Below are 14466 nucleotides of genomic sequence, written 5' to 3' on the forward strand. Positions count from 1 at the left end.
CCGCGCACAAAAAAAGCCCGCAGTGTGGGCGGGCGAAAAACCAACGAAGAGCTTGGGGGTGTAACCAGGTGACGACTCAGCTACCGCGATAGGTGGAGTAGCTGTAGGGCGAAATTAGCAGGGGCACATGGTAGTGATCCTGTTCGGCACTGATGCCGAAGCGCAATACCACCACATCCAGGAAGGCCGGCTCCGGCAATTGCACACCGCGGGCGCGGTAGTAATCGCCGGCGCTGAATTGCAATTGGTAGACACCGCTGCGGTAGTCATCACCTTGCAGTAACGGCGCGTCGCAGCGGCCATCGCTGTTGGTCAGCGCAGTGGCGACCAGTTCCAGCTGCGTGCCGTCGACGCGGTACAGCTCAACCTGGATGGCGCTGCCGGGGCAGCCGTGGGCTGCGTCGAGTACGTGTGTCGTCAGTCGTCCCATGGGGCGGGCTCCCTTGCATGAAGTGAAATAGGCTGCACCTTTACGGGGCATCAAAAAGCCGCTGATGGGCCGATTAAGACACTTTTAATAAAAATTGTACACAATAAAAATCACAAAGTTTCCCACAGGCTGCGACGCCTCGATCCTCGGCGGGAATTCTCAGCAAGCCTTGCTTTTAAAAGACCTTTTGTCCGTTTACTGACCAATCGGGCAAGTTTCTTGCAGTGCTGAACGGCGGCAACTCCACGGAAAAAATGCGGAAATACAGGCTTACAAAGTGACCATTAAGTTGTATACAATCAGCCCATCGCTGTGACGCCACCCAGTCTTTCCGCTGGCCGCCACACACTTGCTACCACGAACAAGAAGGAAGACTGCAGTGAGCGCTGACTACCCACGCGACCTGATCGGTTACGGCAGTAACCCTCCTCACCCCCACTGGCCGGGCAAGGCACGCATCGCCTTGTCGTTCGTACTCAACTACGAAGAAGGCGGCGAGCGCAACATTTTGCACGGCGACAAAGAGTCCGAAGCCTTCCTCTCGGAAATGGTCTCGGCCCAGCCACTGCAAGGCGAGCGCAACATGAGCATGGAGTCGCTGTACGAATACGGCAGCCGGGCCGGCGTGTGGCGCATCCTCAAGTTGTTCAAGGAATTCGACATTCCTTTGACCATCTTCGCCGTGGCCATGGCTGCCCAGCGCCACCCGGATGTGATCCGCGCCATGGTCGACGCCGGCCACGAGATCTGCAGCCACGGCTACCGCTGGATCGACTACCAATACATAGACGAGGCCCAGGAGCGCGAGCACATGCTCGAAGCCATCCGCATCCTCACCGAACTCACCGGCGAACGCCCGTTGGGCTGGTACACCGGGCGCACCGGCCCGAACACGCGGCGGCTGGTGATGGAGGAAGGCGGCTTCCTCTACGACTGCGACACCTACGACGACGACCTGCCCTACTGGGAACCCAACACTCCCAACGGCAAGCCGCACCTGGTGATCCCCTACACCCTGGACACCAACGATATGCGCTTCACCCAGGTGCAGGGCTTCAACAAGGGAGATGACTTTTTCGAGTACCTCAAGGACGCGTTCGACGTGCTGTATGCCGAAGGCGCCGAGGCTCCGAAGATGTTGTCCATCGGCCTGCACTGCCGCCTGATCGGCCGTCCGGCGCGCCTGGCCGCGCTGAAGCGCTTTATCGAATACGCCAAGGGTCACGAACAGGTCTGGTTCACCCGCCGCGTCGACATTGCCCGCCACTGGCACGCCACCCACCCGTTCCCGGGAGCGGCCAAATGAGCACCTTCCAGACGCTGAAACCCTCGACCTTGAGCCGTGACGCCTTCGTCCAGGCCTTCGCCGACATCTACGAACACTCGCCATGGGTGGCCGAAAAGGCCTTCGACCTGGGCCAGGACGCTTCGATCGACCAGATCGAAACCCTGCACCAGCGCATGAGCGACATCCTGTTGAGCGCCGATCACGCCAGTCAGCTGGCGTTGATCAACGCTCACCCGGACCTGGCCGGCAAAGCGGCCGTCCAGGGCCAACTCACCCAAGCCAGCACCGATGAGCAAGCTGGCGCGGGGATTCACCACTGCACGGCCGAAGAGTTCTCACGCTTCACCGAGCTGAACGATGCCTACAAGGCCAAGTTCAAGTTTCCCTTCATCATGGCGGTAAAAGGCAGCAACCGGCATCAGATCCTGGCCGCGTTCGAAACGCGCATTCACAACTCGGTAGACGCTGAGTTCAAATGCGCACTGGCCGAGATCAACAAGATCGCGTTGTTCCGTTTACTGACCCTCTAAACGACCATCCCCAGCCACTCTATTTAAGGCAGACAAGAAGAATGAAAGCTTACGCCGTACCTTTCGAAAAGTTCGTCAACCTGGCCGACGCCCGCCTGGGCACCAAGATCATCTCCGTGACAGATGACTGGTTCGCCGACGCCAACCGCCTGTTCCAGCCGACCCCGGCCGTGTGGAAGGAGGGCGTTTTCGATGACAACGGCAAGTGGATGGACGGCTGGGAATCACGCCGCAAGCGCTTCGAAGGCTACGACAGCGCAGTGATCCGCCTGGGCGTACCGGGTTCGATCAAGGGCGTGGACATCGACACTTCATTCTTCACCGGCAACTACCCGCCGTCGGCCTCCCTGGAAGCCTGCTTCCTGGCCTCGGGCGAGCCTGACGACAACACCCAGTGGGTAGAAGTCCTGTCGGCCGTCGAGTTGCAAGGCAACAGCCACCACTACCACGAGATCAGCAACGACCAGGCGTTCAGCCACCTGCGCTTCAACATCTACCCGGATGGCGGCGTAGCCCGTCTGCGTGTGTACGGCGTGCCGTTCCGCGACTGGTCGGCAGTGGGCGACAACGAACAGATCGACCTCGCTGCCGCATTGAACGGTGGCCGCGCACTGGCGTGTTCCGATGAACACTTCGGGCGCATGAGCAACATCCTTAACCCGGGCCGTGGCGTCAACATGGGCGATGGCTGGGAAACCGCCCGCCGTCGCACGCCAGGCAATGACTGGGTGATCGTCGCCCTGGGCCACCCCGGCGAAATCGAGAAGATCATCGTCGACACCCTGCACTTCAAGGGTAACTACCCGGACACCTGCTCGATCCAGGGCGCCTTCGTGAAGGGCGGCACCGACAGCCAGATCGAAACCCAGTCGCTGTTCTGGCGCGAACTGCTGCCGGCACAGAAACTGGAAATGCACGCCGAACACACCTTCGCCGAGCAGATCAAAGCGCTGGGGCCGATCACCCATATCCGCCTGAACGTGTTCCCGGATGGCGGTGTGAGTCGCCTGCGTGTGCTGGGTAAAGTCTCCAGGTAAACGCTGAATCCTGTGGCAAAAGAGCTTGTTGTGGTGAGCGGGCTTGTCGAATCGTCGCACCGCCCGCGTTGGGGCGCGAAGCGACCCTGGAAGCAGACACCGCGTTTTCACAGAAGAAACGCAGTGATCTTGTTGGGGCCGCTTCGCAGCCCAGCGCGGGCAAGCCCGCTCACCACATAAGCTCATTGCCACACACAAAATAGTTTTAACAACACAGAACTCGGATAAGAGACAGCCATGCGCACACTGATGATCGAACCCCTGACCAAAGAAGCCTTCGCCCCTTTCGGAGACGTTATCGAAACCGACGGCAGCGATCACTTCATGATCAACAACGGGTCGACCATGCGCTTTCACAAGCTGGCAACGGTAGAAACCGCACAGCCTGAAGACAACGCGATCATCAGCATCTTCCGCGCCGACGCGCTGGATATGCCGCTGACCGTGTGCATGCTGGAGAGACACCCGCTGGGCAGCCAGGCCTTCATTCCGCTGCTCGGCAACCCCTTTCTGATCGTGGTCGCGCCACTTGGCGATGCACCTGTATCAGGCTTGGTCCGCGCCTTCGTCACCAACGGCAGGCAGGGCATCAATTACCATCGCGGCGTCTGGCACCACCCGGTGCTGACGATCGAAAAGCGGGATGACTTCCTGGTGGTTGATCGCAGTGGCACAGGCAATAACTGCGATGAGCATTTTTTCAAAGAGGATGAGCGGTTGATCCTCGCCCCCCACCAATAAGAGAAGGCCGGATCACCCGACAACAAGGGTGACAGGCGAGAGGTAAAGACTGTGGAAGCACATCTGTTGGAATGGCTGAACCTCAGCGTGCGCTGGGTTCACATGATCACTGGCGTCGCCTGGATCGGCGCTTCGTTCTACTTCGTCTGGCTGGAAAACAACCTCAACCGCGTCAACCCCAAGGACGGCCTGTCCGGTGACTTGTGGGCGATCCACGGTGGCGGTATCTACCACCTGGAAAAATACAAGCTGGCCCCGCCGACCATGCCGGACAACCTGCACTGGTTCAAATGGGAAGCCTATTTCACCTGGATGTCGGGCGTCGCGCTGCTGTGCGTGGTGTTCTACCTCAACCCGACGCTGTACCTGCTCGCCCCCGGCAGCAGCCTCAGTGGCAGCGAAGGCGTCTTGCTGGGCATCGGCTCACTGTTCGCCGGCTGGTTCATCTACTCCTTCCTCTGCGACTCGGCCCTGGGCAAACGCCCTGCCCTGCTCGGCTTGATCCTGTTCGTGCTGTTGATTGCCGCCGCGTACGGCTTCAGCAAAGTGTTCAGCGGCCGTGGTGCGTACCTGCACGTGGGCGCGGTGATCGGCACCATCATGGTCGGTAACGTGTTCCGCATCATCATGCCGGCGCAGCGCGCGTTGGTGGCGGCGATCGCCGAGCACCGCACGCCCGATCCGGCCCTGCCGGCCAAGGGTCTGCTGCGCTCACGGCACAACAACTACTTCACCCTGCCGGTGCTGTTCATCATGATCAGCAACCACTTCCCGAGCACCTACGGCAGCCAATACAACTGGCTGATCCTGGCCGGGATCGCGGTGGCAGCGGTGTTGGTGCGGCACTACTTCAACACGCGGCATAACAGCCAGAAGTATGCGTGGACCTTGCCGGTGGGTGCGTTGGCCATGATTTGCCTGGCGTATGTGACCGGGCCCAAGCCGGCCGAACCGATTGCCAAGGCACCGGCGGCCATCGAGTACCAACCGTTGCCGGAAACCGCATTGGGCGGTGGCCTGAAACCCGCCGCGCCGGCAGCTCCGGCCGCCGCACCTGCGCCGGCCCAGGCGACGATTGATTTCGACAAGGTCCACGGAGTGATCCAGGAACGCTGCGCCGTGTGCCATTCAGCCAAGCCCACCAGCCCGTTGTTCAGCACCGCGCCGGCCGGGGTGATGTTCGATACCCCGGCGCAGATCCAGCAACAGGCGGCGCGTATCCAGGCGCAGGCGGTGGCGAGCCAGATCATGCCGCTGGGCAACATCACCCAGATGACCCAGCAGGAGCGGGATTTGATTGGCACCTGGATCAATCAGGGGGCGCGTACCAACTAACAGATTCACATAGTTCCAATGTGGGAGGGGCTTGCCCCCTCCCACATTTGGACCTGCAGTGTTTTGAAGATTGCGTTCCACACAACACAAAAATAAAAAAGATCCGAGGTGTTGCATGACCGAGTTAGTCGAACCGCAGATTCCTGCCGCGCCCGCCATGGTGCGGCTGCCCCTCTTGCAACTGATTCTGGTAGGCCTGCAACACGTCTTGCTGATGTACGGCGGCGCCGTCGCCGTACCTCTGATCATTGGCCAGGCCGCCGGCCTGAGCCGTGAAGAAATCGCCTTTCTGATCAACGCCGACCTGCTGGTAGCCGGCATCGCCACCCTGGTGCAGTCGTTCGGCATCGGCCCGGTGGGCATCCGTATGCCGGTGATGATGGGCGCCAGTTTCGCCGCTGTGGGCAGCATGGTCGCCATGGCCGGCATGCCCGGTATCGGCCTGCAGGGCATCTTCGGCGCCACCATCGCCGCCGGGTTCTTCGGCATGCTGATCGCGCCGTTCATGTCCAGGATCGTGCGCTTTTTTCCGCCGCTGGTGACCGGCACCGTGATCACGGCCATCGGCCTGTCGCTGTTCCCCGTGGCCGTGAACTGGGCCGGTGGCGGCAGCGCAGCGGCCACCTTCGGCTCACCGATTTACCTGGCGATTGCCGCCCTGGTACTGGCGACCATCCTACTGATCAACCGCTTCATGCGCGGCTTCTGGGTGAATATCTCGGTGCTGATCGGCATGGGCCTGGGTTACGCCCTGTGCGGGGCCATCGGTATGGTTGACCTCAGCGGCCTGGCCCAGGCGCCGTGGGTGCAAGTGGTGACACCGCTGCACTTCGGCATGCCCAGGTTCGAGCTGGCGCCGATCCTGTCGATGTGCCTGGTGGTGGTGATCATCTTCGTCGAATCCACCGGAATGTTCCTGGCGCTGGGCAAGATCACCGGCCAGGACGTCACGCCGAAAATGCTGCGCCGTGGCTTGCTGTGTGATGCCGGTGCGTCGTTCTTCGCCGGTTTCTTCAACACCTTCACCCACTCCTCCTTCGCGCAGAACATCGGCCTGGTGCAGATGACCGGCGTGCGTTGCCGCTCGGTGACAATGATGGCCGGTGCCTTTCTGATTGTGCTCAGCCTGTTGCCCAAGGCCGCGTACCTGGTGGCGTCGATTCCCCCGGCGGTGCTCGGCGGGGCGGCGATCGCCATGTTCGGCATGGTGGCGGCCACCGGGATCAAGATCCTCCAGGAGGCCGATATCGCCGACCGTCGCAACCAGTTGCTGGTGGCGGTGAGCATCGGCATGGGCCTGATCCCCGTGGTGCGCCCGGAGTTCTTCGCACAGTTGCCCGTGTGGATGAGCCCGATCACCCACAGCGGCATCGCCATGGCGACCCTCAGCGCACTGTCGCTGAATATCCTGTTCAACATTCTCGGCGGGGCCGAACGCCCCGTAGTCGACCCCGCCCATACCTGACACATGCCCCATTGTCGCCCTGTGCGCGCTGTAACGGCGCACTTGAGCCCTGACGTGGGAGCCAGTATTCTCCGCGCCCGCTTGGATCGACGGTTGTTTACCGCCTTGGCGCGGGTCTTGCTGTAGCAATAAAGCTGACCATTCAGACCACTTTTGTAACCACTAAAGGCGCCGCACCAGAGCGCTTGTGTAGAAGAAAAACCATAAAACTTTAACTCGGGAGCAACCGAATGAAACCTATGTTCAAAGGCCTGATGCTGGCGGGATCCCTGCTGGCCGGCGGCCAGGCCGTGGCCGGTGACTTGTTGCAGTGGCAGAACAACAGCCTGACGTATCTGTGGGGCAAGAGCTTTACCGTCAACCCACAGATCCAGCAAACCGTCACGTTCGAACATGCCGACGCCTGGAAGTACGGCGACAACTTCTTCTTCCTCGACCGCATCTTTTACAACGGCAAGGAAGACGGCAATGTCGGCCCGAATACGTATTACGGCGAGTTCAGCCCACGGTTGTCGTTCGGCAAGATTCTCGACAAGGACCTGTCCTTCGGACCGATCAAGGATGTGTTGCTGGCCTTCACGTATGAGTTCGGCGAAGGCGACAACGAGTCGTACCTGCTCGGCCCTGGCTTCGACCTGAACATCCCGGGCTTCGACTACTTCCAGCTGAACTTCTACCAGCGCCAGACCGAAGGCAATCGCCCAGGCGACGGTGTATGGCAGATCACCCCGGTATGGTCGTACACCCTGCCGGTGGGCAACTCGAATATCCTGATCGACGGCTTTATGGATTGGGTGGTGGACAACGACAAGAACGCCCGTGGCACTTACCACGCCAACCTGCACTTCAACCCGCAGGTCAAATACGACTTGGGCAAGGCGCTGCATTGGGGCGACAAGCAGTTGTACGTGGGCTTTGAATACGACTACTGGAAGAACAAGTACGGGATCGAGGATTCCGGCGCGTTCAAGACGACCCAGGACACGGCGAGCTTCCTGGTCAAGTATCACTTCTGACCCCCTGTAGGAGCGAGCTTGCTCGCGAAAAACCAGAGATCACCGCGTTTATTCAGAACAAAAGCGGTGCCTATGGGTTCTTCGCGAGCAAGCTCGCTCCTACAAGGGTTCATGCCAAGCGCAGGAACCGCATGATCTCTTCACGCTTGGCCAGCGCATCCTTCCTGCCCAACTCAATCAACTCGCTGCAATACCCCGCCTCGAACAGCAAGTAACTCAGCACCCCCGCCCCGCTCGTCTTGGTCGCCCCCGGCCCACGCAGGAACAGACGCAATGCCGCCGGCAATTCCTGCCGATGCCTTGCGGCGATTTCGTCGATCGGCTGGCTTGGCGCAATCACCAGCACTTCCACCGGCGCCAGGCCACGGGCCGCGCTGTCGGCTGGCTGGTGATGGCTGAACTGGTTCAGACGCTCCAGCAGTTCGATATCGCTTTCCAGGCTGTCAATGAACGTGCTGTTGAGCATATGCCCACCGATCTGGGCCAACGTCGGCTCCTGGCCGGTATAGGTGCGTTGCGCCATCGGTTCATTGCCCCGCGGGTTACCGCTGACACCCACCACCAGCACCCGGGTCGCCCCCAGGTGCAGCGCCGGGCTGATGGGCGCCGACTGGCGCACCGCGCCGTCGCCGAAGTATTCCTGGTCGAGCTTCACCGGGGCAAACAGCAAGGGGATCGCCGAACTGGCCAGCAGGTGTTCAACGGTCAGTTGCGTCGGCACTCCGATACGCCGATGGCGCAACCAGGCGTCGATGGTGCCGCCGCCCTGATAGAAAGTCACCGCCTGCCCGGATTCATAGCCGAAGGCCGTGACGGCGACCGCATGCAGGTGCTGTTGGCGGATGGCCTCGTTGATACCTGCCAAATGCAGTTTGTCCTGCAACAAGTCCCGCAGCGGCGAGCTGTTGAGCAGCGCCACCGGCAACTGCCGGCCCAGCCCCAGCAAGCTGTGGGTAAAGAAGCGACTCGCCTGGCGCACCACCCCCGGCCAATCGCTGCGCAATACCAGGTGGCTGCGAAATCCCTGCCAGAACGCGGTCAGGCGCTGGATGGCCGCCGTGAAATCCATCGCACCGCTGGCCAGGCTCACCGCATTGATCGCACCGGCCGACGTGCCGACGATCACCGGAAAAGGGTTGGGCGCCCCCGGCGGCAACAGCTCGGCAATCGCCGCCAATACCCCCACCTGATACGCCGCTCGCGCCCCGCCGCCGGAAAGAATCAAGCCTGTAACCGGTTCAGCTGCGCGCATTGCATCACTCCATGTGTGGGGAAAGTCGGTCTTAGCGACGGCGTTTTTCGTACAGCTTGGGTTCGCCCGGTGGCCGGCTCTTGAAGCGGCGGTGGGTCCACAGGTATTGCTCGGGACATTCACGCACCGAGGCTTCGACCCACTGGTTGATGCGCAGGCAGTCGACTTCATCGCTTTCGCCGGGGAAGTCGGTCAACGGCGGGTGGATCACCAGGCGGTAACCGCTGCCGTCCGCCAGGCGCTGCTGGGTGAACGGCACCACCAGCGCCTTGCCCAGCTTGGCGAACTTGCTGGTGGCAGGCACGGTGGCGGCCTGGATGCCGAACAGCGGCACGAAGATACTTTGCTTGGCGCCGTAGTCCTGGTCCGGTGCATACCAGATGGCGCGGCCGGCACGCAGCAGCTTGAGCATGCCGCGCACGTCTTCGCGCTCGACCGCCAGGGAGTCGAGGTTATGCCGCTCGCGGCCACGGCGCTGGATATAGTCGAACAGCGGGTTGCCGTGCTCGCGGTACATGCCGTCGATGGTGTGCTTCTGCCCCAGCAGGGCCGCGCCGATTTCCAGGGTGGTGAAGTGCAGGGCCATGAGGATCACGCCCTTGCCATCCAGTTGGGCCTGCTTGAGGTGTTCCAGGCCTTCGACATGGGCCAGGCGCGCCAGGCGCTGGCGCGACCACCACCAGCTCATGGCCATTTCGAAGAAGGCGATGCCGGTGGAGGCGAAGTTTTCCTTGAGCAGCTTCTTGCGCTCTGCGGCGGATTTTTCCGGGAAGCACAGTTCCAGGTTGCGGGCGGCGATGCGGCGACGTTCGCCGGCCACACGGTACATGCCTGCACCCAGCAGGCGACCAATGGTCAGCAGCGCACGGTACGGCAGTTGGGTCACCAGCCACAGTAGGCCGAGTCCCAGCCATAACAGCCAAAAGCGCGGGTGAAAAAATACAGCTCGAAAACGCGGGCGATCCATTACAGATTCCGGGAAAGACAGGGCCGCGCATTCTACAACGGTTCGACTCGGCTTGCGGCCAGTGAGTGTTCTCGTTATAAGTCTCGACACTTTTCGTGACAAGCCGCTTTTTGCCGACCATGAGCCAAACCGAACCGCTAGACCAAGATCCCGTGTTCCAGCTGAAAGGCAGCATGCTCGCCATCACCGTGCTGGAACTGGCCCGCAACGACCTCGACGCCCTGGACCGCCAGCTCGCCGCCAAGGTTGCCCTGGCGCCGAACTTCTTTAACAACGCCCCGCTGGTACTGGCCCTGGACAAACTGCCGGCCGGCCAGGGCAGCATCGACCTGCCCGGCCTGATGCGCGTGTGCCGCTCCCACGGCCTGCGAACCCTGGCGATTCGTGCCAGCCGCATCGAAGACATTGCCGCCGCCATCGCCATTGAACTGCCAGTACTGCCACCCTCCGGCGCGCGTGAGCGTCCACTGGAACCTTTGGTCGGCGAAGTGCAGAAAAAACCGGAAAAACCAGCGGAACCGACGATCAAGCCTACAAAGATAATCACCACGCCCGTACGCGGCGGACAGCAGATTTACGCCCAGGGCGGCGACCTGGTGGTGATCTCGTCGGTCAGTCCCGGCGCGGAACTTCTCGCCGATGGCAATATCCATGTATACGGCCCGATGCGCGGACGTGCCCTCGCCGGCATCAAGGGGGATACCAAGGCGCGCATTTTTTGCCAGCAACTGACCGCTGAGCTGGTGTCCATCGCGGGCCAGTACAAGGTTTCGGAAGATTTGCGCCGCGATCCGCTGTGGGGAGCCGCGGTGCAGGTCAGCCTGTCGGGCGATGTGTTGAACATCATCCGTCTTTAACGGATACTGCCGCATTTTCCAAGCATCTCTAGACTCTGATAGCACAGCGAAACTGGCATTACTTGCGTAGGAACATTTGAAGGTTGGCGTTTTTCCTGCGAAAACCCGTCTTTTTTCCTACAAAGGCTGTCCGCCTGCGGCGAGTTCCAAGAGATGTTTTTCAGGGGCTGAAAAGTCCTTTTTCCTTAGGGGTGAAACACCTTGGCCAAGATTCTCGTGGTTACATCCGGCAAGGGTGGTGTGGGTAAGACCACCACCAGCGCCGCTATCGGTACCGGCCTCGCTCTGCGCGGCCACAAGACAGTCATCGTCGACTTCGACGTCGGCTTGCGTAACCTCGACCTGATCATGGGCTGCGAACGCCGCGTGGTGTACGACTTCGTCAACGTGGTGAACGGCGAAGCCAACCTGCAACAGGCCCTGATCAAGGACAAGCGCCTTGAGAACCTGTACGTACTGGCCGCCAGCCAGACCCGCGACAAAGATGCGCTGACCAAGGAAGGCGTAGGCAAGGTTCTCGCTGAACTGAAGGAAACCTTCGAGTACGTGGTCTGCGACTCCCCGGCCGGTATCGAAACCGGTGCTCACCTGGCGATGTACTTCGCCGATGAAGCCATCGTGGTGACCAACCCGGAAGTGTCTTCGGTACGTGACTCGGACCGCATGCTCGGCCTGTTGGCCAGCAAGTCCAAGCGCGCCGAGGAAGGCCAGGACCCGATCAAGGAACACCTGCTGCTCACCCGCTACAACCCTGAGCGCGTCAGCAACGGCGAAATGCTCGGTGTTGAAGACGTCAAGGAAATCCTCGCCGTGACCCTGCTGGGTGTGATCCCGGAATCCCAGGCCGTGCTGAAAGCGTCCAACCAGGGCGTCCCGGTGATTCTCGACGACCAGAGCGACGCCGGCCAGGCGTACAGCGATGCGGTTGATCGCTTGCTGGGCAAGACCGTGGAACATCGCTTCCTCGATGTTAAGAAGAAGGGATTCTTCGAGCGTATCTTTGGAGGCAACTAAACAATGAAATTTCTCGACTTCTTTCGCGCCAACAAAAAGCCAAGCACCGCGTCGGTCGCGAAAGAGCGTCTACAGATCATCGTGGCGCACGAACGCGGCCAACGCAGCACCCCGGATTACCTGCCCGCCTTGCAGAAGGAACTGGTGGAGGTGATCCGCAAGTACGTCAATATCGGCAACGATGACGTGCATGTCGCCCTGGAAAATGACGGCAGCTGCTCGATTCTGGAACTCAATATCACCCTGCCTGATCGTTGATCGAACAGGCGGCCGCCACGGCGGCTCGGTCACCTTGATCCCTTCGCGGGAACCGGGTGGTCGAGCCGCCGTTGGCGTTTGTTGCGAGGCTGTTTAATGCCGCTGTCCACTATTCATATCCTGCATCAGGACGACGCTGTCCTGGTGGTGAACAAGCCGACCCTGTTGCTCTCGGTGCCCGGCCGCGCCGATGACAACAAGGACTGCCTGATCACCCGCCTGCAGGAAAACGGCTACCCCGAAGCCCGCATCGTCCATCGACTGGACTGGGAAACCTCGGGGATCATCCTGCTGGCCCGGGATGCCGATACCCATCGCGAACTGTCCCGCCAGTTTCACGACCGCGAAACCGAAAAGGCCTACACCGCGCTGGCCTGGGGCCAACCGGCACTGGACAGCGGCAGCATCGACCTGCCCCTGCGCTACGACCCACCGACCAAACCGCGCCATGTGGTGGACCACGAGTTCGGCAAGCACGCGCTGACGTTCTGGAAAGTGCTGGAACGCTGTGGCGACTGGTGCCGGGTCGAGCTGACGCCGATTACCGGACGCTCGCACCAGTTACGCGTGCATATGCTGTCCATCGGGCATCCGTTGCTCGGTGACGGCCTGTATGCCCATGAACAGGCCCTGGCTGCCTGGCCGCGCCTGTGCCTGCACGCGAGCATGCTGAGCTTCACTCACCCGCAAAGCGGTGAGCGCTTGCGCTTTGAGTGCCCGGCGCCCTTCTAAAGCTGTAAATACAGTGCATGTGGGAGGGGCGGTGCGACTTGCCTCCTCCCACATTTGTTCTGTGCACTTCTCGCCCTCGAACGGTAAACTCCGCGCATTGCTGTCTGGAGCTATTTATGCGCGAAGCGTTGAATCAAGGCCTGATCGACTTCCTCAAGGCCTCCCCTACTCCTTTTCATGCCACCGCCGCCCTGGCCCAGCGCCTGGAAGCGGCCGGTTTCCAGCGCCTCGACGAGCGCGAGACCTGGGCCACCGAAGCCAACGGTCGCTACTACGTGACCCGCAACGATTCCTCGATCATCGCCTTCAAGCTCGGCCGCCATTCGCCGTTGCAAGGCGGGATTCGCCTGGTCGGCGCCCATACCGACAGCCCGTGCCTGCGGGTCAAGCCCCAGCCTGAGCTGCAACGCCAGGGCTTCTGGCAACTCGGCGTGGAAGTCTACGGCGGCGCGCTGCTGGCGCCGTGGTTCGACCGCGACCTGTCCCTGGCCGGCCGCGTCACCTTCCGTCGCGACGGCAAGGTCGAAAGCCAGCTGATCGACTTCAAGCTGCCCATCGCCATCATCCCCAACCTGGCCATTCACCTGAACCGTGAAGCCAACCAGGGCTGGGCGATCAATGCCCAGACCGAATTGCCGCCGATCCTCGCGCAATTTGCCGGTGATGAACGCGTGGACTTCCGTGCCGTGCTCACCGAGCAGTTGGCACGGGAGCATGGGCTGAACGCCGATGTGGTGCTCGACTACGAGTTGAGCTTCTATGACACCCAGAGCGCCGCCGTCATCGGCCTCAACGGCGACTTCATCGCCGGCGCACGCCTCGACAACCTGCTGTCGTGCTACGCCGGCCTGCAAGCCTTGCTCACCAGCGAGAGCGACGAAACCTGCGTGCTGGTGTGCAACGACCACGAGGAAGTCGGTTCCTGCTCGGCCTGCGGTGCCGACGGCCCGATGCTGGAACAGACCCTGCGTCGCCTGTTGCCTGAAGGTGATGAATTCGTACGCACCATTCAGAAATCCCTGCTGGTGTCGGCCGACAATGCCCACGGCGTACACCCGAACTACGCCGACAAGCACGACGCCAACCACGGCCCCAAGCTCAATGCCGGCCCGGTGATCAAGGTCAACAGCAACCAGCGCTACGCCACCAACAGCGAAACCGCCGGGTTCTTCCGTCACCTGTGCATGGCCCAGGAAGTGCCGGTGCAGAGCTTCGTGGTGCGCAGCGACATGGGCTGCGGCTCGACCATCGGCCCGATCACCGCCAGCCACCTGGGTGTGCGTACGGTGGATATAGGTTTGCCGACGTTTGCCATGCACTCCATTCGTGAACTGTGCGGCAGCCATGACCTGGCGCATCTGGTGAAGGTGTTGGGCGCGTTCTACGCCAGCCACGACCTGCCCTGATCAACCCTCCTGTAGGAGCTGGCTTGCCGGCGAAAATCGCTCACGATGACGCGAGCATCCTGGATGAACGCGGCGTCCAGGATTTTTTCGCTGGCAAGCCAGCTCCTACAGGAAATCCAACCTGACACATATCAACGC

At 61.3% G+C, this 14466-nt stretch carries 15 protein-coding genes; 12 read left to right on the top strand and 3 right to left on the bottom strand.

The window, feature by feature from the left end:
- Positions 1–76: 76 nt before the first annotated feature.
- Positions 77–430 (bottom strand): hydroxyisourate hydrolase, encoded by a 354-nt coding sequence (gene uraH / locus BB029_RS20005; RefSeq protein WP_027603919.1) that lies wholly within the window; start codon positions 428–430, stop codon positions 77–79.
- 379 nt (positions 431–809) lie between these two features.
- Here uraH and puuE point away from each other — a divergent pair, with 379 nt between their 5' ends.
- From puuE to BB029_RS20040, 7 genes are all read left to right on the top strand, one after another.
- Positions 810–1736 carry an allantoinase PuuE gene (gene puuE, locus BB029_RS20010; protein ID WP_065940518.1) on the top strand — a complete coding sequence of 309 codons (927 nt, stop codon included), beginning with the start codon at positions 810–812 and terminating at the stop codon, positions 1734–1736.
- The gene (gene uraD / locus BB029_RS20015) at positions 1733–2248 is read left to right on the top strand and encodes a 2-oxo-4-hydroxy-4-carboxy-5-ureidoimidazoline decarboxylase (RefSeq protein ID WP_065940519.1); all 516 of its coding nucleotides are present in this window, start codon (positions 1733–1735) and stop codon (positions 2246–2248) included. The genes puuE and uraD overlap by 4 nt, the downstream gene beginning before the upstream one ends.
- Positions 2249–2289: 41 nt before the next feature.
- Positions 2290–3285 (top strand): allantoicase, encoded by a 996-nt coding sequence (gene alc / locus BB029_RS20020; protein ID WP_027603916.1) that lies wholly within the window; start codon positions 2290–2292, stop codon positions 3283–3285.
- Between the two features lie 237 nt (positions 3286–3522).
- Positions 3523–4026: an ureidoglycolate lyase gene (locus BB029_RS20025; RefSeq protein ID WP_027603915.1), complete on the top strand. Its 504-nt coding sequence runs from the start codon at positions 3523–3525 to the stop codon at positions 4024–4026.
- Positions 4027–4077: 51 nt separating this feature from the next.
- On the top strand, positions 4078–5361 hold the full coding sequence (locus tag BB029_RS20030) for a urate hydroxylase PuuD (protein WP_065940520.1): 1284 nt from the start codon (positions 4078–4080) through the stop codon (positions 5359–5361).
- Between the two features lie 115 nt (positions 5362–5476).
- The gene (locus BB029_RS20035; protein ID WP_065940521.1) at positions 5477–6826 is read left to right on the top strand and encodes a nucleobase:cation symporter-2 family protein; all 1350 of its coding nucleotides are present in this window, start codon (positions 5477–5479) and stop codon (positions 6824–6826) included.
- 230 nt (positions 6827–7056) lie between these two features.
- Entirely contained in the window at positions 7057–7842 is a 786-nt protein-coding gene (locus BB029_RS20040; protein WP_065940522.1) for an outer membrane protein OmpK, read from the top strand.
- 109 nt (positions 7843–7951) lie between these two features.
- On the opposite strand, the gene BB029_RS20045 is transcribed toward BB029_RS20040, so the two are convergent.
- A complete protein-coding gene (locus tag BB029_RS20045; protein WP_065940523.1) occupies positions 7952–9094 on the bottom strand; it encodes a patatin-like phospholipase family protein in 1143 nt (380 codons plus the stop codon).
- A gap of 31 nt (positions 9095–9125) precedes the next feature.
- Positions 9126–10061: a lipid A biosynthesis lauroyl acyltransferase gene (locus BB029_RS20050; protein WP_065940524.1), complete on the bottom strand. Its 936-nt coding sequence runs from the start codon at positions 10059–10061 to the stop codon at positions 9126–9128.
- A 119-nt stretch (positions 10062–10180) separates the two neighbouring features.
- On the opposite strand from BB029_RS20050, the gene minC reads away from it, so the two are divergent.
- The 5 genes from minC (at position 10181) to BB029_RS20075 (ending at position 14328) form a co-directional block, all read left to right on the top strand.
- Entirely contained in the window at positions 10181–10918 is a 738-nt protein-coding gene (minC, locus tag BB029_RS20055; protein ID WP_027603909.1) for a septum site-determining protein MinC, read from the top strand.
- A gap of 201 nt (positions 10919–11119) precedes the next feature.
- Positions 11120–11932 carry a septum site-determining protein MinD gene (gene minD, locus BB029_RS20060; protein WP_003175251.1) on the top strand — a complete coding sequence of 271 codons (813 nt, stop codon included), beginning with the start codon at positions 11120–11122 and terminating at the stop codon, positions 11930–11932.
- Positions 11933–11935: 3 nt separating this feature from the next.
- Complete coding sequence (gene minE, locus BB029_RS20065; protein ID WP_003175252.1) at positions 11936–12190, top strand: cell division topological specificity factor MinE; 255 nt, start codon at positions 11936–11938, stop codon at positions 12188–12190.
- 96 nt (positions 12191–12286) lie between these two features.
- The gene (locus BB029_RS20070) at positions 12287–12922 is read left to right on the top strand and encodes an RluA family pseudouridine synthase (protein ID WP_065940525.1); all 636 of its coding nucleotides are present in this window, start codon (positions 12287–12289) and stop codon (positions 12920–12922) included.
- A gap of 116 nt (positions 12923–13038) precedes the next feature.
- Complete coding sequence (locus tag BB029_RS20075; RefSeq protein ID WP_027603907.1) at positions 13039–14328, top strand: M18 family aminopeptidase; 1290 nt, start codon at positions 13039–13041, stop codon at positions 14326–14328.
- The last annotated feature ends 138 nt before the right edge of the window (positions 14329–14466 follow it).

It is taken from the genome of Pseudomonas sp. S3E12, from assembly GCF_001702295.1.
Taxonomy (GTDB): domain Bacteria; phylum Pseudomonadota; class Gammaproteobacteria; order Pseudomonadales; family Pseudomonadaceae; genus Aquipseudomonas; species Aquipseudomonas marginalis.